At 39.6% G+C, this 20,164-nt stretch carries 19 protein-coding genes; 15 read left to right on the plus strand and 4 right to left on the minus strand.

What is annotated here, in order from left to right; all coding sequences use genetic code 11:
* From A2U94_RS20880 to A2U94_RS17695, 3 genes are all read left to right on the plus strand, one after another.
* On the plus strand, window positions 1-143 hold a 143-nt coding region (locus tag A2U94_RS20880), incomplete at its 5' end, for a transposase (protein ID WP_156482285.1).
* A gap of 125 nt (window positions 144-268) precedes the next feature.
* On the plus strand, window positions 269-1,471 hold the full coding sequence (locus A2U94_RS17690) for a M20 family metallopeptidase (protein ID WP_025907286.1): 1,203 nt from the start codon (window positions 269-271) through the stop codon (window positions 1,469-1,471).
* Window positions 1,472-1,562: 91 nt separating this feature from the next.
* A complete protein-coding gene (locus tag A2U94_RS17695) occupies window positions 1,563-2,375 on the plus strand; it encodes a protein-glutamine gamma-glutamyltransferase (RefSeq protein ID WP_268746973.1) in 813 nt (270 codons plus the stop codon).
* 476 nt (window positions 2,376-2,851) lie between these two features.
* On the opposite strand, the gene A2U94_RS17700 is transcribed toward A2U94_RS17695, so the two are convergent.
* Complete coding sequence (locus A2U94_RS17700) at window positions 2,852-3,511, minus strand: hypothetical protein (protein WP_025908266.1); 660 nt, start codon at window positions 3,509-3,511, stop codon at window positions 2,852-2,854.
* A gap of 413 nt (window positions 3,512-3,924) precedes the next feature.
* Here A2U94_RS17700 and A2U94_RS17705 point away from each other — a divergent pair, with 413 nt between their 5' ends.
* Window positions 3,925-5,268 carry a 5'-deoxyadenosine deaminase gene (locus tag A2U94_RS17705; protein ID WP_025908265.1) on the plus strand — a complete coding sequence of 448 codons (1,344 nt, stop codon included), beginning with the start codon at window positions 3,925-3,927 and terminating at the stop codon, window positions 5,266-5,268.
* Between the two features lie 301 nt (window positions 5,269-5,569).
* Window positions 5,570-6,895 carry an NCS2 family permease gene (locus A2U94_RS17710; RefSeq protein WP_025908264.1) on the plus strand — a complete coding sequence of 442 codons (1,326 nt, stop codon included), beginning with the start codon at window positions 5,570-5,572 and terminating at the stop codon, window positions 6,893-6,895.
* Window positions 6,896-6,932: 37 nt separating this feature from the next.
* Here the strand turns inward: A2U94_RS17710 and A2U94_RS17715 are convergent, their stop codons facing one another.
* Together A2U94_RS17715 and A2U94_RS17720 are read right to left on the minus strand one after the other, a co-directional pair.
* The gene (locus tag A2U94_RS17715; protein ID WP_025908263.1) at window positions 6,933-7,445 is read right to left on the minus strand and encodes a shikimate kinase; all 513 of its coding nucleotides are present in this window, start codon (window positions 7,443-7,445) and stop codon (window positions 6,933-6,935) included.
* 76 nt (window positions 7,446-7,521) lie between these two features.
* Window positions 7,522-7,701 (minus strand): YvzF family protein, encoded by a 180-nt coding sequence (locus A2U94_RS17720; RefSeq protein WP_025908262.1) that lies wholly within the window; start codon window positions 7,699-7,701, stop codon window positions 7,522-7,524.
* Between the two features lie 165 nt (window positions 7,702-7,866).
* Here A2U94_RS17720 and A2U94_RS17725 point away from each other — a divergent pair, with 165 nt between their 5' ends.
* The 10 genes from A2U94_RS17725 to A2U94_RS17770 all read left to right on the plus strand — a co-directional run bounded on the left by A2U94_RS17725 (window position 7,867) and on the right by A2U94_RS17770 (window position 19,114).
* Window positions 7,867-8,787 carry a DMT family transporter gene (locus tag A2U94_RS17725; protein ID WP_025908261.1) on the plus strand — a complete coding sequence of 307 codons (921 nt, stop codon included), beginning with the start codon at window positions 7,867-7,869 and terminating at the stop codon, window positions 8,785-8,787.
* A gap of 185 nt (window positions 8,788-8,972) precedes the next feature.
* Window positions 8,973-10,391 (plus strand): PTS system trehalose-specific EIIBC component, encoded by a 1,419-nt coding sequence (gene treP / locus A2U94_RS17730; protein WP_025908260.1) that lies wholly within the window; start codon window positions 8,973-8,975, stop codon window positions 10,389-10,391.
* A 38-nt stretch (window positions 10,392-10,429) separates the two neighbouring features.
* Window positions 10,430-12,115, plus strand: a complete 1,686-nt coding sequence (gene treC / locus A2U94_RS17735; protein WP_025908259.1) for an alpha,alpha-phosphotrehalase — start codon at window positions 10,430-10,432, stop codon at window positions 12,113-12,115.
* A 56-nt stretch (window positions 12,116-12,171) separates the two neighbouring features.
* On the plus strand, window positions 12,172-12,888 hold the full coding sequence (gene treR, locus A2U94_RS17740) for a trehalose operon repressor (protein ID WP_025908258.1): 717 nt from the start codon (window positions 12,172-12,174) through the stop codon (window positions 12,886-12,888).
* A gap of 212 nt (window positions 12,889-13,100) precedes the next feature.
* Window positions 13,101-13,820: a 5-oxoprolinase subunit PxpB gene (gene pxpB / locus A2U94_RS17745; RefSeq protein ID WP_025908257.1), complete on the plus strand. Its 720-nt coding sequence runs from the start codon at window positions 13,101-13,103 to the stop codon at window positions 13,818-13,820.
* Entirely contained in the window at window positions 13,810-14,817 is a 1,008-nt protein-coding gene (locus A2U94_RS17750; protein ID WP_025908256.1) for a 5-oxoprolinase subunit C family protein, read from the plus strand. The genes pxpB and A2U94_RS17750 overlap by 11 nt, the downstream gene beginning before the upstream one ends.
* Window positions 14,818-14,830: 13 nt before the next feature.
* The gene (locus A2U94_RS17755; protein ID WP_025908255.1) at window positions 14,831-15,586 is read left to right on the plus strand and encodes a LamB/YcsF family protein; all 756 of its coding nucleotides are present in this window, start codon (window positions 14,831-14,833) and stop codon (window positions 15,584-15,586) included.
* Between the two features lie 9 nt (window positions 15,587-15,595).
* Window positions 15,596-16,783, plus strand: coding sequence for an NRAMP family divalent metal transporter (locus A2U94_RS17760; protein ID WP_025908254.1), 1,188 nt, complete (start codon window positions 15,596-15,598; stop codon window positions 16,781-16,783).
* A gap of 359 nt (window positions 16,784-17,142) precedes the next feature.
* Entirely contained in the window at window positions 17,143-18,126 is a 984-nt protein-coding gene (locus A2U94_RS17765; RefSeq protein ID WP_025908253.1) for a permease, read from the plus strand.
* 10 nt (window positions 18,127-18,136) lie between these two features.
* Window positions 18,137-19,114, plus strand: a complete 978-nt coding sequence (locus A2U94_RS17770) for a TIGR03943 family putative permease subunit (protein ID WP_025908252.1) — start codon at window positions 18,137-18,139, stop codon at window positions 19,112-19,114.
* Window positions 19,115-19,146: 32 nt separating this feature from the next.
* On the opposite strand, the gene trhA is transcribed toward A2U94_RS17770, so the two are convergent.
* Window positions 19,147-19,800, minus strand: a complete 654-nt coding sequence (gene trhA / locus A2U94_RS17775; protein ID WP_025908251.1) for a PAQR family membrane homeostasis protein TrhA — start codon at window positions 19,798-19,800, stop codon at window positions 19,147-19,149.
* Window positions 19,801-20,164: the final 364 nt, after the last annotated feature.

Genomic DNA, 20,164 nt, shown 5'->3' on the forward strand with positions numbered 1-20,164 from the left:
TGGACGTGGAGCCAGTTTTTGGATTCTTGAAGGCTAATTTAGGTTTCACACGATTTTCTGTTCGTGGGAAATCCAAAGTCGAAAACGAAACCGGCCTCGCACTAATGGCCGTGAATATACGAAAATATGTGGCAAGGGGGTGAGATCTTGCCTTTATATCTTTAAAATAATTGAAAAAAGGCGAAGTCGCACCGGCGACTTCACCTTTTTTCGATTATAGAGACCTTTTGTCCCAGCCTCTTTTATTTTTAGTAAATGGGGTGTAAGAATGAATTTACAGATAGAAAAGCTTAAAGAAAGCGTTATTGAGTATATTAACCAACAAGCTCAAACTTACATAGATACAAGTCATGCAATCCACGACCATCCTGAAATCGGAAATGAAGAGAAATTTGCATCTTATCTCTTATGTAAGCTGCTAGAAGAAGCAGACTTTACCGTGGAACGCGGGGTAGCTGGACATGATACAGCATTTTTAGCAAAAAAAGCATCCGCAAGAAAAGGACCGAGAATTGGATTTCTTGCGGAGTATGATGCGCTTCCAGGGCTTGGACATGCTTGTGGTCATAACATTATTGGAACAACTAGCGTAGGAGCAGCCATTGCGCTTAGCCAAGTGCTTGACGAAATAGGAGGAGAGCTTGTTGTGTTGGGCACCCCAGCGGAAGAAGGTGGACCGAATGGAAGTGCAAAAGGAAGCTTTGTGAAAGCGGGCCTTGTGCAAGACTTAAATGCTTGCATGATGGTTCACCCTGGAAAAGAAACGTGTATTACAGGGACAACGCTAGCTGTGGATCCTATTGATTTTGAGTTTTATGGACAGGCATCTCACGCAGCATCAGCTCCTGAAGAAGGCATTAACGCGTTAGATGCGGTTATTCAGTTATTCAATGGAGTGAACGCACTTCGTCAACATGTAAAGGATGGTGTGAAAATTCACGGCATTATTACAGACGGAGGAACGGCTCCCAATATTGTTCCTGACTATGCAAAAGCGCGCTTTTATATTCGCGCACAAACGCGTAAAGAGTGTGATCAAGTGACGGAGAGAGTACAGCAAATCGCAAAGGGAGCGGCTATGGCAACTGGTGCTAAACTTAACGCATATTTCATTCAAAATAAAGTAGATCATATTCAACTAAACCGCGCTTTTGATCGAGTATTTGAAGAAGTATTTACAGAATTAGGCGAAGACGTAGATACGGCGCATAAGCCTGGAATTGGCTCATCTGATGCAGGAAATGTTAGTCAAGTGGTACCAACTATTCACCCTTATATCAAAATCGGTGCTGAAACGCTGGCTTGGCACACTGATGAATTTCGTGAAGCAGCTAAATCTCCAGAAGGTGACAAAGGGTTACTTCAAGGGACAAAAGGTCTTGCTCTCATTGGCTTACGTTTATTAACTGAAGAGGACACGCTTTGTGCTATAAAAGACGAATTTACGAAGAGGCAGGCAGAGCTAGACTAGAATACATCTTTTCTTTCGTTCTCATAAAAGCTCTCTTTCACTCGTATGATAAAAAGAACGTAAGTGAAAGGGGGACGCACTTATTATTATTGTGCAGGGGCGTGCATTAAATATGAATGCAGTACCATATAGCATGCTTGAAGCTAATAAAGCACAGATTTTGAGAAAAATGGCTCAGTATCAAACAATTTATCGGTATGACAATATTATGCAGTTAGATTTTGAGCTGACTACCCGCCTACGAATTGTAGAAGCATCGTATCTGTTGTATAGAAGTGGTGCGAGATTTGCAACTTTTAAAGAATCTGAATGTAACGAAACATATTGGCTTCGAACCGAAAAAGGAGGATTTAAGCTAAAAGAGAACGTGTTGCCATCCGTCGCATTAAACGATATTTTCTTTAATGGTTCGCTCTATGCGTTTGAATGTGCGGTTGCGATTGTTATGGTTTTTTATAAAGGTGTGTTGGAGAGTATTGGAGAGAGGGATTTTAATCAATTATTTACGAATTTAGTATTATATAGCGGTAATTTTGATGAAGATTTAAATCTTCAAAATCATCATGGTTATGATTTTTTAGAGGGAGACTGCGCTTATTTCAAAAACCCTGATTACCATGAAGATACCCCTCAATGGCAAGGTGAAAATACGATTATCGTTGGGGACAACTTGTATTTTGGACACGGCGTAGGCGTTAAATCCGCTGAAGGAATTATTGAACTGCTAAATAAAAAGAGAAAAGAAAACGCAACAGAGTCTGCTTACTTAACGTCATACATTACGCGTGTTGGTTTCCGCTACCTTAGCCAATTTTATGTTCATCGTGATGTCCTCGTTGAAGTTGATTACGATAAGCTCCCTCTTGTTGTGAGTCAAATAGGCTCAAGCACATACATTGGTTAAGAAAAGAGTTTGGGACATAACAAAATGATTGCTTCTAAGAGACGAACAATAGCTGTTCCAATCTTTTTGGTTTGTCTGAACACGTTCGTTCCATTGCGCTACGGCCACTCGCTTTCCGCGGGGAGGAACCTGAGCTTCCTCGCTGCGCTGCGGGATCTCCGTTTTCCCTCTCTTTCCCGCAGGAGTCGAGTGTCCTACGCTCCATTCCACCCTGTTTCCAACATTGTTTTCACAATCAACAAAAAACCTGAACGATTAAAAGTGAGAAACTCTCAATCGTTCAGGTTTATCATTGGCTGAATTACTTATGTCCCAGCCTCTTCCTATGATAAAGAGTAGAAGTGAACCAATATAATCTGCCTTAGTTGCTATAGAAAGAAGCATACCCTGCTATAATAAACAAAAGAAGCAGCGCAATTGTGATACCGATGATCCACAGCGACAATTTCTTCATAAGGAATACCTCCTCCATTCATTTAAAGAGTAGAAGATGAACCACCTGATGAACCGCTGGCTGTACCATATACAGTTTGACGCTTTACACCAGCTGTTTTGAACCCAACCTTCCAATTCCAATCAATTTGTCCGTAAGCACGGTTAGAAGAGACCCATGTTTTGGAATTTTGTTTTGAAATTGAGACTAGGGGATTGACGTTTTTCACAACTTTTCCGCTCACACTTTGTACGGACGTAACGTTAGATCCACTTGTGGAATAATAGACTGTAGCTTTCACTTGCGTAGTAGTAAACCCTGCAATTTTATACTGTGCTGTATAGGAAGCCGTGCGTGATACACCAGACGATAATGTGGAAAAACGTGACGTTGCATATGCAGATGCTACTGCTGTATTGCTTGTAGGCGCGTCATCGTAATCAACGGATTCCGTTACTTCAATAGAATTAAGTAGCTCGTCTGGGTGATTTAAGTAGTAGATAACTTTTTCTTGCTGTTCAGGAGATAAAGCTGAAAATTGCTCTGCTGAATCTGACTCTCCCTGGGTATTAAGATAAGCAACATATGAAGAAATAGTATATCGCTCAGATCCCGTACTCATTGCTGAAGCGGGTTTTGTTGCAAAAAAAGTGAAGCCTAAAAGTATGATTGATACACAAAAAAGCATTTCTTTTTTTAACATTTGGTATCGGCCCTTTCCATAATTACTAGGTAAATAGAATCGTAACGACTATTACTTTACCATATTTTCCTGGAAAAACGACAAATTTCTTTTAAAACAATTTAATAATAAATGTGTTGAAATACATCGGAGAAATGTAAATATAAAAAAGTATGTAAGGTTTTCTGACATTTTCCTGGCATTACTGTTAAAAAGAGAATATGATGTATTCAAGATCACATTATTCTCCTGCGATTTCGTATAACCTCTTGAAAAAGGGACTTGGGATTTTTCGTGGATCCACCTTCCTAGCTGCGTAAATCAGCTAGGAATTTTTTTTACCTTTTCAATAGACAGAATAATTAGTTATTTTTGATATATAATGAAACGCAAGAGAACGATGGATTTAAAGAGAGAGTAGGGGGCTTGAAGGAATGCAGCATATTTTAATTAAAAACGCGGAAATTATTACGATGAATGAAAAGAATGACATTGTATATGGAGATCTATACATAGTAGGAGACCGTATCGCTGCCATTGGTAAAGGGTTATCACCGGAAAAAGTCGATAAAGTCATTGATGGAACAAATCGGACAATTGTTCCTGGTTTCATTCATACTCACATTCATTTATGCCAAACGATGTTTCGCGGACAAGGCGATGACTTGGAGTTGATGGATTGGCTTCAAAAGAAAATATGGCCTTTAGAAGCTGCGCATGATGAAGAATCTATTTATTACTCCGCATTATTAGGTATTGGCGAGCTCATTAAAAGTGGCACTACAACTATCGTGGATATGGAAACCGTGCATCATACTGATTCGGCATTTGAAGCTATTGCACAAAGTGGTATTCGCGCCATTGCTGGTAAAGTAATGATGGATAAAAAGGCGGACAACATGCCAAAAACATTACAGGAAACAACCGCTTCCTCAATTGCGGAAAGTGTTAAGCTGCTTGAGAAATGGCACGGATCTTATAATGACCGCATTCAGTACGCGTTTTCTCCCCGATTTGTTATTTCGTGTACGGAAGATTTACTAAGAGAAGTTGCGCACTTATCCGCGACTTACGGTGTGCATGTACATACGCATGCGTCTGAAAACCAGGAGGAAATTCGAATTGTAGAAGAAGAAACAGGCATGCGAAATATTTTATACTTAGATCACTTAGGGTTAGCCAATGAGCGGTTAATTTTAGCACACTGCGTCTGGCTGAATGACCAGGAAAAGGCAGTGATTAAAGATAGAGGAGTAAAGGTGAGTCATTGCCCAGGCTCAAATATGAAACTTGCTTCGGGATTTGCTGAGATTCCACATCTTCATGAACAGGGCATTTGTCTAAGTTTAGGAGCAGATGGCGCGCCTTGTAATAATAACCTCGATATGTTTAATGAAATGCGCCTTGCAGCAACGATTCATAAGCCGTCCTATGGACCTACAGCGATGAATGCGAAGCATGTGCTTGAAATGGCAACGATTGGTGGAGCCAAAGCTGTTGGGCTTGAAAATGAAATTGGAAGTATTGAGGTTGGGAAAAAAGCCGACTTAGCTATGCTGAACCTTTATCAGCTTCATACGTTTCCATCATATGGTGTGGACCCAATCTCGCGCGTTGTTTATTCAGCTACGCGAGGAGATGTGGAAATAACGATGGTGGATGGCCAAATTGTGATGGATAACCGAGTCTTAAAAACAATTGATGAGAGAATTGTTTTAAAAGAAGCCAATGGCACTATCGAGCGTTTATTAAAAAGAGTAGCGCTGCTTACGTCGTAAAAAAGCAGCTAAACTTTTTACTAGTATCGTTAATTTGAAAATTAAAAATAAATAGAATATAAAAAGTTTTATTATGATAACGTTTTCCGCCTTTGCATCTTTCATAATTAGGACTATAATAGGACAAAAGATTTTACTTCAAGATGTGAAAAGTGTACATTCTAGCCATAATAAGTGGTGGAGTTCTCTCTGCCGCTTATTATGTTTTTGTATGAGCTCTAATGAAGAAATTAGTTGTTCAAGACGCCTGATCATCACAGATTGAGGTTATGTTATAACAATAAACAGGGAGGCGCATGTTTTGGAGCGTAGTAGTATATTAGAGCGCGTGTTTAAACTCTCGGAACGTCAAACAACGCCAAAACAAGAAATTTTAGCGGGCTTAACCACTTTTATGACCGTTAGCTACATGGTTATCGTCAATCCGCTTATTTTATCTGACGCTGGTATTCCGAAAGAAGCAGCGTTAGCAGCAACGATTTATGCCATTGTATTCAGTACAATACTTATGGCGCTATGGGCTAACTTTCCAATCGTTACTGGTCCTGGTATGGGATTAAATGCATTCTTTACGTATTCGGTTGTGCTAGGACAAGGCCTATCGTGGCAAACGGCTCTTGGTGCTGTCTTTATATCTGGTATTTTATTCTTTTTATTAACCGTAACCGGTATTCGTAGCAAAATCGTCGATGCCATTCCCAACGTTCTAAAAGCATCAATTGCTGTTGGAATTGGTTTGTTTGTTGCGTTTATAGGATTAAAAAATGCAGGGCTTGTTGTAGCCAATGAATCAACATTTGTTGGCGTTGGAAACGTGTTGGACAAGGGGCCATTATTGACAATATTCGGTTTGATTTTGGCAGCTGTTTTAATGGCTAAACACGTAAAGGGTGCGCTAATTATTAGTATTTTTGCAACGACTGCAGTAGCAATGGTTGTTGGGTTTCAAGCACCACCAACCGCTATCAGCGACGTGTTTTCAGCGACCCCACCAACAATTGGTGACACGTTTATGCAAATGGATTTAAAAGGTGCCATCGCTTACGGGATCTTTTCCGTTGTCTTCTCATTTACAATTGTAGAACTTTTCGATACGCTTGCAACGCTAATTGGTTTATCGAAAAAAGCAAACTTAGTTGATGAGAACGGCAAGATTCCAAATTTAAATCGCGCATTAGCAGCGGATTCAGTTGGAACAATGGCGAGCGCTATCTTCGGTAGTACAGCTTTAAACACGTACATCGAAAATGCAACAGGAATTGCAGAAGGTGGACGTACTGGGTTAAAAGCATTAACGGTAGCTGTTCTGTTTTTATGTACCCTTTTCTTCGCTCCGTTAATCGACTTTATTCCATCGGTTGCAACGGCGCCAGCGCTAATTATTATTGGCTCTTTAATGCTTAGCGATATTAAAAACGTCAACTTTGATGATTTTACGGAAGTGGTTCCAGCGTTTTTAACCATTATTATGATGCCGTTAACTTACAGCATCGCTGAAGGGTTGGCGTTTGGTTTTATTTCGTATACCGCTATTAAGCTCTTCACTGGACGCTACCGAGAAATTCACTGGATGATGTACATTATCACAATTGCTTTTTTTATTAACTTCTATATGATGAGTCATTAAGAAAAGACGCCTTCTGCACGAAAGCAGAAGGCGTCTTTTAGTTTTTCTTAAGAACAAACTCAATAATTTCATCAGCCACTTCTTCAGGTGTTAAGGCATCCGTTACAACTTTTTTATGGTGAGATTGATAAATAGCTTGGCGATTATAAAATAGTTCTTCTATTTCCACTAAACTCTTTCCTTGTAAAACAGGGCGCGTTGGAAGTAAATCATCTAACCGTTCTTTCCAACCGTCAAAAGATAGAGATAAACAAATAACAATACCGTCTTGCAAGCAGGTATCTCGAATGGCAGCTTGTAAAAAAGCGCCTCCTCCAAGAGACAAAACAGTCTTTTTCTTTTTTACAAGCTGCGTAATCGTTTCTTTTTCTTTTTGTCGAAAAAATGCTTCTCCGTGAACGCGAAAAATATCTGTTGTTTGCATGCCCATTTCGGCTTCAATACGCTGGTCCGTATCAATAAATTGAAAATCGAGTTTACGGGCAAGTGCTTGTCCAATCGTTGTTTTCCCCACGCCCATAAATCCAACTAAAACGATGGTTTGATCCATGTCGTAACCTCTTTCTATCTATGAAATATTAATGGAATTATAATACAGACTGAAGTATTTGTAAAAGTAAGATAAATTAGTTTCCTTGTTTTAACCCCATCGATAAATAAACCCGCGTCGTTTTACGATTCGCATACTTTGGGTTATTGCTTCGATTGTATTCAAGAGATTGATGTTTGACATCGTAATGCTTTTCGAAGCTTTTAATCATTTCTTCAATTTCTTTGCTGTCGCCGGCGAGTCGTATCTCGATCATGTATAAGCGCTCCTTTTTCTGTGTAATTGCTACGCTATCATATCACGAAGAGTCGATTTTCGTAATTATTTCGAGTGAAGAATATCTAGAAATTCAACTATATTAGCGTTACAATAGAGAAGTTGAAAATAATGGATAAGAACGGTAGGTTAGGTGGGAGAGTCATTGAATAAGTATAAGATTTACGGTGTTTTAGTATTCGTCATGTTGCTATGGGGGGTAAACGTCGTTGCGTTAAAGCTACTCGTAGGCGCATTTGCTCCCGTTACGATGACGGCTTTTCGAATTCTTTTTGCGGGAATTGCCGTTTTGGTTTTTCTTAAAGTCACAAAGTCACTACGCAAAATTACCCTGAAAGAGCTTTTGTTTATTACGATGGTTGGGTTCTTTAACGTTGTTTGTCATCACTTCTTTTTGTCAACGGGGTTAAAAGAAACCAGTGCATCAAACGGGGCGTTAATTTTAGGCTTGAGTCCAATTTTAACGACAATTTGCGCGGTTTTCTTTTTAGGTACGAGGCTAACATTTTTCCGATTTATCGGCGTAGTGAGCGGTTTTTCTGGAGTTGCTTTTATCGTATTAGCTGGAAGCGGAGCGGTCACAGGTGGAACAAAGGGTGATTTGTTTGTCTTTTTATCAATCTTAACGCAAGCCATTAGTTATGTATTTATTCGACGTGCTTCAACAACGTTGGATGCGCGTTTGATGACGGGGTGGATGCTGGTAACCGGTTCAGCTTTTTTACTTGGGATTAGCTTTATTTTAGAGCCGAATGGATTACAAACGATGGCACAAACAAGAGTGGACTTGTGGCTATTGTTCTTAGGTTCTGCGCTGCTCGCAACAGCATTTGGGCATATGGTCTACAATCAAGCTGTTCAACATATTGGACCGGCAGAGTCATCTATTTTTGTCAATTTAAATCCTTTTTTTGCGCTTGTTAGCTCAGCTATTTTCTTAAAAGAAGAAATACAAGCAGCTCAGCTATTTGGCTTCCTATTTATTGTAGCGGGTGTACTATTAGGTAGCGGTCTAATTGACAAATGGTTCAATCAAAAGAAAAACACGATAAATTCACATGTGTAACCGAGGCATTCTTTTAAAGAATGCTTTTTTCTGTTGACTAACTTGTATATACAGGTTAATATAGAACACACAATACATGTATATACAAGTTTTGAATGCGCTATCTTTTTCTATGCGTTAGGGTAATTAAAAATAAGGGTACTTTTTTATAAGAGATGAAAGCGATAACAAGGAGGAAGAGGATTATGGCTGTAAATCGTACATCTGTTGAGCAGATTATTGAAGCCGTTGGGGGAAAAGAAAATATTTCAGCAGCAACTCATTGCGTAACGCGCTTGCGCTTAGTGCTGCATGATGAAAAGAAAGTAAATGAAGAAGCGCTAAATAATCATGATTTAGTCAAAGGTTTCTTCTCAACAAATGGACAATTCCAGGTGGTCATTGGTCAGGGAACAGTTGATAAAGTATACAAAGAAATGGTAACGATTACAGGTATCGGAGAATTATCAAAAGAAGAAGTGAAAAATGAAGCTGCGAAAAATTTAAACCCATTGCAGCGAGCTATTAAAACCTTAGCTGACATCTTTATCCCAATCTTACCTGCCATCGTAACGGCTGGTTTGTTAATGGGGATTAACAATATTTTAACCGGGGCAGGAATCTTCTATGATGATAAGTCTCTCGTAGATGTTCATACACAGTGGAAAGATTTAGCGAGTATGATCAACTTGATATCAAATACCGCATTTGTCTTTTTACCGGGTCTCATTGGTTGGTCAGCTGTTAATCGTTTTGGAGGAAGTCCGCTACTAGGTATTGTGCTAGGATTAATGCTTGTTCACCCAGACTTATTAAATGCATGGGGATATGGTGAAGCACTTCAAAAAGGTAACATTGATACGTGGAACTTATTTGGGTTAGAAGTTGAAAAGGTAGGCTATCAAGGTCAAGTACTACCTGTATTAGTTGCATCATTAGTACTTGCTAAAATTGAACTCTTTTTAAGAAAGCGAATTCCAGATGGATTTCAGCTTTTAGTTGTAGCACCTGTTGCGCTACTAGTTACTGGATTCCTTGCATTCATTGCCATTGGACCTGTAACGTTTGCGATGGGAAACGTCATTACAGCAGGGGTGGTGTGGCTGTTTGAAACAGCTCCGTTTATCGGTGGTATCATTTACGGTGGGTTGTATGCACCTCTTGTTATTACGGGAATGCATCATACGTTCTTAGCCGTTGATCTTCAGCTGATTGGTAGCATCGGTGGCACGTTCTTATGGCCAATGGTTGCATTATCAAACATTGCGCAAGGGTCAGCTGCATTTGCCATGATGACATTAGCTAAAAACGATGAAAAGCTGCGCGGATTATCATTAACATCAGGAGTATCTGCATGGTTAGGAATTACGGAGCCCGCTATGTTTGGAGTAAACTTACGCTATCGATTTGCTTTTATTTCAGCTATCATTGGTTCCGCTATTGCAGGCGTTATTGTCACAATGAACGGGGTAAAAGCAGCATCAATTGGAGTGGGAGGAATTCCTGCACCGCTATCCATTTTACCAAGTGATTGGGGAGCTTTTTTAATCGGGATGGCAATTGTAGTCGTTGTGCCGTTTGTTTTAACGCTACTTTTTGGAACGTTACAAAAGAAAAAAGCATGATGACAAAATGATTTGTATAGAAAGTGATGGTGATGAAGATGACGCAGCCGTGGTGGAAAAAGTCGGTTGTTTATCAAATTTATCCGAAAAGTTTTTATGATACGTCTGGGAATGGCGTTGGAGATATTAACGGAATTATAGAGAAGCTAGATTATTTAAATACACTTGGGGTTGATGTCGTATGGCTTACCCCAATTTATCAATCGCCTCAGCGCGACAATGGATACGATATTAGTGATTATTTTTCAATTCACAGTGAGTATGGAACGATGGAAGACTTTGAACGCTTATTAACAGAAGCTCATAGTCGCGATATTAAAGTCATTATGGATATTGTAGTAAACCATACATCAACAGAGCATGAGTGGTTTCAGGAAGCGCGAAAATCAAAGGATAATCCGTACCGTGATTTTTACATTTGGAAAGACGAAAAAGAAGATGGCTCTGCGCCTACGAACTGGATTTCTAAATTTGGCGGTTCCGCGTGGGAGCATGATGAACTAACGGATCAATCGTATCTTCATTTGTTCGACGTAACCCAAGCGGACCTAAACTGGGAAAATGAAACGGTTCGTAAGCAAGTGTATGATATGATGCACTTTTGGTTCGAAAAAGGTGTTGATGGCTTTCGCTTAGATGTTATTAACCTAATTTCGAAGGATCAGCGATTTTTAGATGACGACGGGACGGTTCCTCCTGGAGACGGTCGTAAGTTTTATACAGATGGACCTCGTGTTCACGAGTATATGAAAGAAATGAACGAAGAAGTGTTTTCAAAATACGATAGTATGACGGTTGGTGAAATGTCTTCAACCACGATTGATCATTGTATCAACTATACGCGTCCCGACCGCCAAGAATTAAGCATGACGTTTAACTTTCACCATTTAAAGGTCGATTATCCTAATGGTGAAAAGTGGTCAGTAGGTGAATTTGATTTTCTAAAGCTTAAAGAGATATTATCAACATGGCAAGTTGAGATGAACAGAGGTGGAGGGTGGAACGCACTGTTTTGGTGTAACCACGATCAGCCAAGGATAGTTTCTCGCTATGGAAACGACAAGGAATTTCATGAGAAGTCTGCTAAAATGCTTGCTACGACTATTCATATGATGCAAGGTACGCCTTATATTTATCAAGGTGAAGAAATTGGGATGACAAATCCAGGTTTCAATGATATTTCCGACTATCGTGACGTAGAGTCACTTAACATTTATGACATTAAGCGTAACGAAGGCATGAGTGAGAAAGAGATTATTTCAATCTTAAAAGCAAAGTCTCGCGACAACTCGCGCACACCAGTGCAGTGGAATGATAAAGAGCACGCGGGTTTTACGACAGGAGCGCCTTGGATTAATGTTGCTTCCAACTATAGGGAATTAAATGTAGAGCGTGCTTTAGAAGATAAAACATCCGTTTTTTATCATTACCAAGCGCTGATTAAGCTTAGAAAACAGTATGATATTATTACAAGCGGAAACTATGAGCTTATTTTAAGCGATCACCCAGCGCTATTTGCATACGTGCGAAACGGAGCTAATGAAAAGCTGCTCGTAGTGAATAATTTCTATGGGGAAGACGTAACGTTTGAACTACCTGAAACGGTTGATGTTGAAGGATACAAATGCGAAATTTTATTATCAAACTATGATGATTCAGCTTTAGAGTATGCTAAAGTTCAGCTTCGTCCTTATGAATCAATTGTATATCGCCTTAAAAAGTGAACGATGAGTGACAGCTCATCGTTCTTTTTATAAAATAAATGAAGGTAGGTGAAGTCATGAAAGAAAATAAGTTTATGCAAATCTATGAAGAACTAGTGGAAAACATTAAACAGAAGAAATGGCCGCCTCATACGAAGCTACCTTCAGAAAATGAGCTGGTTGTGACGTATAACACGTCTCGTGAAACCATTCGAAAAGCCTTGAACCTTTTATCACAAAACGGCTATATTCAAAAGATTAAAGGCAAGGGATCTTATGTCTTAGAAGTATCTCGCTTTGATTTTCCGATTTCAGGTCTTGTTAGTTTTAAAGAGATGGCAGAAAAACTTGGGCATGAATCAAGAACAGTGGTTGAGGAATTTGAGTTAATTAAGCCTGATAGTGAGTTGTGTACGCAGCTAAACAGTACATCGCGAGACTCAGTTTGGAAGGTGGTACGTGCACGTGCAATAGATGGTGAAAAAATTATCTTAGACAAAGATTTCTTTTTACAAAAAAAGGTTCCTCATTTAACTCGTGAAATTTGTGAAGGGTCTATCTATGAGTACTTAGAAAAAGAAGTAGGTTTAAGCATCAGTTTTGCTAAAAAAGAAATTTCTGTAGATGAAGTAACGGAAGACGATGAGCGCTATTTAGATTTAAAAGACTATACCCACATCGTCGTTGTACGAAATTATGTTTATCTTAACGATGCAAGTTTATTTCAATATACGGAATCGAGACACAGATTGGATAAATTTCGATTTGTAGATTTCGCAAGAAGAGGCATTTAAAGAACTGAGAAGGAAAATTCTCTTAGTTCTTTAGTGCTTTTTCTTTTGCTTGGCTAGATTGTAATCTGTTTCTTTTGGCACAATTATGATTGAAAACTTGAAACAATGAGATTCTTTTGATTAAGTGAAACGTAGTCTGTAATTTTTTTGAGGTAGGAATTGAACGATTACATTCAAGAGACAATAGAAGAGAAGAAAGGAGTGGATAACGAGTGAACACTGAATACAACATTTATCCATTGGGAGATAGCGGCATCGTTGTCTCATTCGGTGAGGTTATTCATCCAACAATACATACAAATATCCAGCAGTTTATAGCAATTCTTGAAGCTAATCGTTTTGAAGGCATGATTGAATATGTACCTGCTTTTACAACTGTAACGATTTACTATAAGCCCCACTACTTTTTTAATCGAATTGGAAAAGCCCCCTATGAAATCGTAAAAAGTAAAGTAGAAGCGCTTCTTCAAATCCCAAAAGCTGAAGGTGAATTAACATCTCGCATTGTTGAAATACCGGTTTGCTACGGTGATGAGTTTGGACCGGATTTAGCCCATGTTGCAAACTATCATCAACTAACGGAAGAAGAAGTAATCAAGGTGCACTCATCAGGAGACTATCTAGTTTATATGATTGGGTTCGCTCCTGGCTTTCCATACTTAGGTGGAATGGACGAAAGGTTAGCCACCCCACGAAAGGAAAAACCTCAGGCATCTATACCAAAAGGGTCAGTTGGAATTGCAGGAGGACAAACAGGTATTTATCCGCTTGAAACACCAGGAGGTTGGCAAATCATTGGGCGAACGCCACTGTCATTATTTAATCCGCTAGACCATAAACCGGTTCTTTTGCAAGCAGGAGATTCCATTCGTTTTATACCGATTACCAAAGAAGAATATGTGGCTCAAAAGGAGGGTGACCATGAGTGTTAATATCATCCGTCCAGGATTACTAACAACTGTTCAGGATTTAGGAAGACAAGGGTTTCAAAAGGAAGGAATTATCGTGAGTGGAGCGATGGATGTTCTTGCTCTTCGAATTGCAAACTTACTTGTTGGAAATGAAGAAGAAAAAGCAGCACTAGAAATTACCTTGATGGGACCTAAGATTAGGTTTGAAGAAGATACGCTCATCGCAATTACGGGAGGCGATTTGTCACCAACAATTGATGGTGAACCTGTTAAGATGTGGCGCCCTGTTTTTGTATCAAAAGGCAGTATGCTAGCATTTGGTGTTCCAAAATCAGGATGTCGCGCTTATTTATCCATATCCGGTTCGTTTATTATTGACCCAGTGATGGGAAGTTTATCGACGTCATTACGTCCAGAAGTTGGCGGGTTTAAAGGGCGTGCGTTGCAAGCGGGAGATCAGCTGTTTTGTCATCCTAAAACAAAAATGGGAGAAGTCATTCGTAATCGGCTACTAAATAAGCAAACGGATAAGCCGTTCAAGCAAGCATTTTGGACCATTCATCCCGATTTTTTGCCGCGATATGAAGAAAACCCAACAATTTCAGTTATTGAAGGACCTGAATACGCTTGGTTTACAAAAGAAAGTAAGGCAGGTTTTTTTGACACAAGCTATGCGGTTACTCCTCAATCAGATCGAATGGGGTATCGATTACAGAGTGAGAGTACAATGCTGGAGCGAACAAACAAGCGGGAGCTATTATCAACTGCCGTTACGTTTGGTACCATTCAAGTTCCAAGTGACGGTCAGCCTATTATTCTACTAGCTGATCATCAGACAACAGGTGGTTACCCAAGAATTGGGCAGGTTGCATCAGCTGATTTTTCTACACTTGCACAAATACCTCCTGGAAAACAGCTGCAGTTTCAGAAAATTTCACTACAAGCGGCTCAGGAACGATTCATGAAGCAAGAGCGATTGCTTGAGCACTTAAAAATAATGTTACGAATGAAAAATTAAAGGAGGTTTTAGCATGTTCACAATCGATTTAAACTGTGATCTTGGTGAAAGCTTTGGTTCGTACGTTATCGGAAATGACGAAGCAATATTACCGTACGTAACGTCCGCTAATATTGCCTGCGGTTTTCACGGAGGAGATCCTTTCGTTATGAAGCGAACGGTCGAGCTAGCAAGTAGAGAAAATGTGGCCATCGGCGCGCATCCAGGACTACCCGATTTAAATGGTTTTGGTCGGAGAAGTATGGCTATTTCCGCACGCGAAGCGTTTGACATAACCCTTTATCAAATCGGTGCCTTATCTGCTTTTTGTCACGCTTTAGGAGCACCGCTGCATCATGTAAAGCCTCATGGCGCATTATATAATATGGCAGCAGTGAATGCAGAGTTAGCGGAAGGAATCGCAGAAGCAGCTTATACAATAGGTGAAGAGGTAATTCTGTACGGACTAGCAGGAAGTGAGCTTGTCACGGCTGGCAAGCGAATCGGGTTACCAACTGCAAATGAAGTATTTGCAGATCGAACGTATGAACAAAATGGTACGTTAACGCCTCGTACAGTGGAAGGAGCTGTTATTCACGATAAGCAACGAGCCGTTGATCAAGTGCTTATGATGATTAAAAAAGGAAAAGTACATACTCGTCAAGGAGAGGAAATAAAAATTGAGGCAGATACGGTTTGTATTCATGGAGATGGACGAAGCGCTGTTGTTTTTGCACAATCCATTCATCAAGAGCTTAAAAAAGAAGGAATTATCATTCAGACAAAATGAGGTGACAGCATGAAACAAAGTCGTAATTGGAGCGTTTTACTTGGCGCTGCGTTCTTAATGGCGACATCAGCTGTAGGACCAGGGTTTTTAACCCAAACCACGGTGTTTACTCAAACGCTAGCTGCTAGCTTTGGATTTGTTATTCTACTTTCTATCCTATTGGATATTGGAGTTCAGCTAAATATTTGGCGAATCATTGCCGTCTCAGAAAAGCGAGCGCAAGATATTGCCAATATGGTTGTACCAGGGCTAGGTTTATTTTTAGCTATTCTAATTGTAATTGGTGGCTTGGCGTTTAATATTGGAAACGTGGGCGGAGCGGGATTAGGACTCAACGTATTATTTGGCATCTCACCGCAGGTAGGAGCTATTCTTACGGCAGTTATTGCTATTGGAGTGTTTCTTGTGAAAGAAGCTGGCAAGCTAATGGATCGATTTGCACAGCTGATGGGGGGCGTTTTGATTCTACTGATGATTTATGTCGCCTTTTCATCTTCTCCACCTGTAGGAGAAGCAATTGCTAAATCGTTTATGCCGGATCAAATCGATGTAATCGCAATCGTAACGCTAGTAGGTGGAACGGTGGGAGGTTATATTACGTTTGCAGGCGGGCATCGCTTGTTAGATGCAGGGATTAAAGGAAAAGCTGCCATTCCAGAAGTAACAAGAGGTGCTGTATCAGGTATTACCATAGCGTCACTCGTTCGAATCTTTCTTTTTCTCGCAACATTGGGCGTAATCAGTCAAGGATTTACGTTAAACCCTGATAACCCACCTGCATCTGTATTTCAGCTCGCAGCAGGAAACGTCGGCTATAAGCTGTTTGGTGTCGTAATGGCGGTAGCTGCGATTACATCCGTCATCGGTTCAGCTTATACATCTGTGTCATTTATTAAATCATTCAATGAAAAAATTGCTCAATATGAAAACTGGGTCATTATCGGTTTCATCACTGTATCAACATTGGTGTTTTTAACAATTGGTCAACCCGTTACCCTCTTAATTTTAGCAGGTGCTCTAAATGGACTAATCTTACCAATTTCGCTTGGCACAATGCTTGTAGCTGCATACAAGAAAAAGATTGTAGGTGACTATAAGCATCCGCTTTGGCTTACCATTTTCGGCTCTTTTGTTGTAGTCATTATGGCTGTTATGGGTGTGTATACGCTCTTTAAGCAGCTTGGACAATTATTTTAACGCAGCAGAGAACTGAGACATAAGTAGTGCAGTCCCTACTAAACCTAACCAATCAAAAGTTTATAACTTTTGATTGGTTAGGTTTTTTGTTTATTCGGAAAAACCAATTTGGAAAAAGGAATGGAGCGTAAGGCACTCGACTCCTGCAGAAGATAGAGAAAAAACTGAAATCGCACAGTTAATCTAAAGATATGGCCATAGCTATTGTTTGTCTTTTAGAAGCAATCATTTTGTTATGTCCCAAACTCTTTTTATGATTTCTAGCATAAATACTCTACTATTCCTCATATGGTAGTTAATAGATTCACATAAAAATACTTAATTGAAATGATAGAACAGCCGGAGGTGGATGATAGAGTATGACGCTATCAAAAGTAAGTAAAGAGTTAGTTGGAGTGTTGCTGCTGCTGTTGTTTGGGTATTGTTTTTTCTTTGTTGATATAGATACAAGTAACTTAGCTATTCCCACATCTTTATTGAACGTCAATACCATCTTTTTAAGCATCGTTTTTGAAGCTATACCATTTATTTTGCTCGGTGTGTTTGCATCAGCACTTATTCAAGTGTTCATATCAGAGCGAGCGATTCAGCGAATGATTCCAAAAAATCCGTATCTTGCACTCGTATCAGCCGTTGTAGTCAGCGCTATCTTACCGGTTTGTGAATGCGCTATTATTCCAGTTGTAAGAAGGCTGCTTAAAAAAGGAATGCCCCTGCATGTTGGAATGGTTATTTTAGTAGGAGCACCCATTCTAAACCCAATTGTATTTGCTTCTACGTTTTATGCATTTCAATCAGATTTATCTATCGTATATAGTCGAATGGGGCTTGCTGTGATTGTTTGTTTACTCATCGGGTTAGCAATTTATTGGACGTTTCGTAATCAAAATCAGCTTAAGGATGTTCACGTCCACGTTCATTCAGATCATGGAAAAGGAAATCGTCTGAAGCAAACGCTTTATCATGCAAGCGATGAATTTTTTGATATGGGAAAATATTTATTATTTGGAGCGCTCGTTGCAAGCCTGTTTCAAACGTTTTTGGATCGGCAGGTTCTTGTCAGCTTAGCCAGCAATGAATACGTATCCTCTGCAGTCATGATGGGATTTGCCTACGTGCTTTCCTTGTGCTCGGAAGCAGATGCTTTTGTTGCGTCATCTTTTGCTCATACGTTTACACCGACTGCGTTGCTTGCCTTTTTAGTATATGGACCCATGATTGATTTGAAAAATACAATTATGCTATTTGCCTTTTTCAAAAAGAAGTTTGCTATCCGGTTTATTCTAATGATTACGGTTATTGTTTACGGAGTTGTGATGGTTTATGGATGGTTAATGGGATGAGGAGGATATTATGAAGCGAATTGATGAACAGTTTATCACCTATATCCGAGGCATTTTCTTAATTGGGTTTGCGCTTTTAATGTTTAAGCTTATTTTAACGGAGCAAATGGTTTACTTTATTGCTCCCAAAATGATGCCGTTTATTTATTTTTCTAGCATTACATTCTTTCTCCTAGGAGTTGTGCAAATTTGGCGAAGCAGCATAAAGGTAGAGGATGGGGGAAGCTGCGCTTGCGAGCATGATCATTTTGAAAAAGGGAAGTTTAAGACCTTGTTTATTTACCTCTTATTTTTACTGCCAATTATGACGGGCTTTTTATTGCCTAATCATTCATTAGGAAGTTCAGTGGCTGAAAAAAGAGGGATTAAGTTTGCAGAAGGAGTGAAAGAAACGCCCACGCCAGAGCAGCGTCAAGAATTGCAGGAAAACGCAGATGCCGAGTTAGAAGAGTATATGAATCAAGTACTAGGAGCGGAAGTAGAAGAACCGCAGGAAGATGGAGAAGTTCCTTTAGAACACCCGGAAGGCTTCGTACCTCAGCAGGTACCAGAAGGCTATTATGAAAAATTAGAAGCTAAGCTAGTCAAGCAAGATCATATTGTAGTAAGTGATAAAGAATATATTCCAATCATGAATATCATCGAGACAAACGTTGGGAAATTTGTTGGCAAGACGATTGAAATAAAAGGCTTTGTGTATCGAGAAGAGGGGTTTAAAAAGGACCAATTCGTAGTCGCTCGATTTGGCTTATCTTGCTGCGTAGCGGATGCATCGGTATACGGAACCCTTTCAACCATTTCAGATGCTACTAAGCTTGAAACGGACGAGTGGATTAAAGTAAAAGGAACCATCGGCCAAGAAGCATATAATGGCGCTTCATTACCGTACCTAAAGATAGAAAAAGTTGAGTCGATTGCCCGCCCAAAAAATCCGTATGTCTATGAAATGTATCAAGGTGAGCAACTGGTAACACCGGGTGGGTCTTGACCATAAAAAAGAGGCGATAAATCGCCTCTTTTTTATTGAATCGCAACCGGTAATACATATAAAAGAACGGCCAGAAAATGTGTAACTGTGCCCCCAAGTACAAATAAATGCCAAATCATGTGATGGAAGCGAAAGCCTCGCCATACGTAGAAAATAGCTCCGATTGTATAAAGAACTCCGCCAATAACAAGCAATGCTAAGCCTGGTGTCTCTAATGTTGCTTTTAAAGAGTTCCATGCAAAGACAATCATCCAACCCATTAACACGTATAGGACTGTTGAAATAAAGAGGAATTTCTTTACGAAGAAAGCTTTAAACACAATTCCTGCAATTGCAATCCCCCAGACAACGGCAAAAAGGGTCCAGCCCATTGTTCCTTTCACAATGACGAATAAAAACGGTGTATAGGTTCCAGCGATAAATAAATAAATCGAGGAATGATCAAAGATTTCAAATAAATCTTTTACCTTGCCTTCAGGAAAGCTGTGAACAAGCGTTGATGATACATATAGTAATAACATGGTAATTCCATAAATCGTAAAGCTAACAATATGCCAAGGTGTACCTTGTAATGAAGAAAATACAATAAGAAGAGTGAGTCCGACAATGCTTAAAATGACCCCAATTCCGTGCGTGATTGCATTCGCAATCTCTTCACCTTTTGTAAATGTATGTGTATTCGCCACTTACAAAATCCTCTCTTTATCAAAATATATGGTCTTATTATAGACCATTTTTTAAAAATTATCTAATTTAACAACGGCTTGTACCAATAGATGGATGTGATTTATAGCTGTAAAATCACTAGTGTTGCATAAATGTTGACGCAATTTTCAGTTTAATGTTTTTTCCTGTTTAGAGCCAAAAAAGTAAATACCTTATTAAAGGTGGCTCCATCCATTTGGAAATTATGTACAATTAGACTTGTGCGACGACGACAATTTATTTTTAAGGAACGGTTTTTCCTTTAATCTTTCGTATCCAGATATGTGCCGGTTTCCATAACGAAGCCCTTAAAAAACGGCTAATCTGTAGCGTTTTTCGCTTACT

Source organism: Bacillus sp. VT 712, assembly GCF_001614195.1.
GTDB classification, from domain to species: Bacteria; Bacillota; Bacilli; order Bacillales; family Bacillaceae_H; genus Priestia; species Priestia flexa.

Bases quoted from the DNA above. Each gene is read 5' to 3' on its own strand.
- treR (WP_025908258.1), top strand. From the start codon at position 12,172: ATGAAAGAAAATAAGTTTATGCAAATCTATGAAGAACTAGTGGAAAAC.
- treC (WP_025908259.1), top strand. From the start codon at position 10,430: ATGACGCAGCCGTGGTGGAAAAAGTCGGTTGTTTATCAAATTTATCCG.
- A2U94_RS17705 (WP_025908265.1), top strand. From the start codon at position 3,925: ATGCAGCATATTTTAATTAAAAACGCGGAAATTATTACGATGAATGAA.
- A2U94_RS17765 (WP_025908253.1), top strand. From the start codon at position 17,143: ATGACGCTATCAAAAGTAAGTAAAGAGTTAGTTGGAGTGTTGCTGCTG.
- A2U94_RS17700 (WP_025908266.1), bottom strand. From the start codon at position 3,511: ATGTTAAAAAAAGAAATGCTTTTTTGTGTATCAATCATACTTTTAGGC.
- A2U94_RS17755 (WP_025908255.1), top strand. From the start codon at position 14,831: ATGTTCACAATCGATTTAAACTGTGATCTTGGTGAAAGCTTTGGTTCG.
- A2U94_RS17690 (WP_025907286.1), top strand. From the start codon at position 269: ATGAATTTACAGATAGAAAAGCTTAAAGAAAGCGTTATTGAGTATATT.
- A2U94_RS17715 (WP_025908263.1), bottom strand. From the start codon at position 7,445: ATGGATCAAACCATCGTTTTAGTTGGATTTATGGGCGTGGGGAAAACA.
- A2U94_RS17770 (WP_025908252.1), top strand. From the start codon at position 18,137: ATGAAGCGAATTGATGAACAGTTTATCACCTATATCCGAGGCATTTTC.
- A2U94_RS17760 (WP_025908254.1), top strand. From the start codon at position 15,596: ATGAAACAAAGTCGTAATTGGAGCGTTTTACTTGGCGCTGCGTTCTTA.
- treP (WP_025908260.1), top strand. From the start codon at position 8,973: ATGGCTGTAAATCGTACATCTGTTGAGCAGATTATTGAAGCCGTTGGG.
- A2U94_RS17750 (WP_025908256.1), top strand. From the start codon at position 13,810: ATGAGTGTTAATATCATCCGTCCAGGATTACTAACAACTGTTCAGGAT.
- A2U94_RS17720 (WP_025908262.1), bottom strand. From the start codon at position 7,701: ATGATCGAGATACGACTCGCCGGCGACAGCAAAGAAATTGAAGAAATG.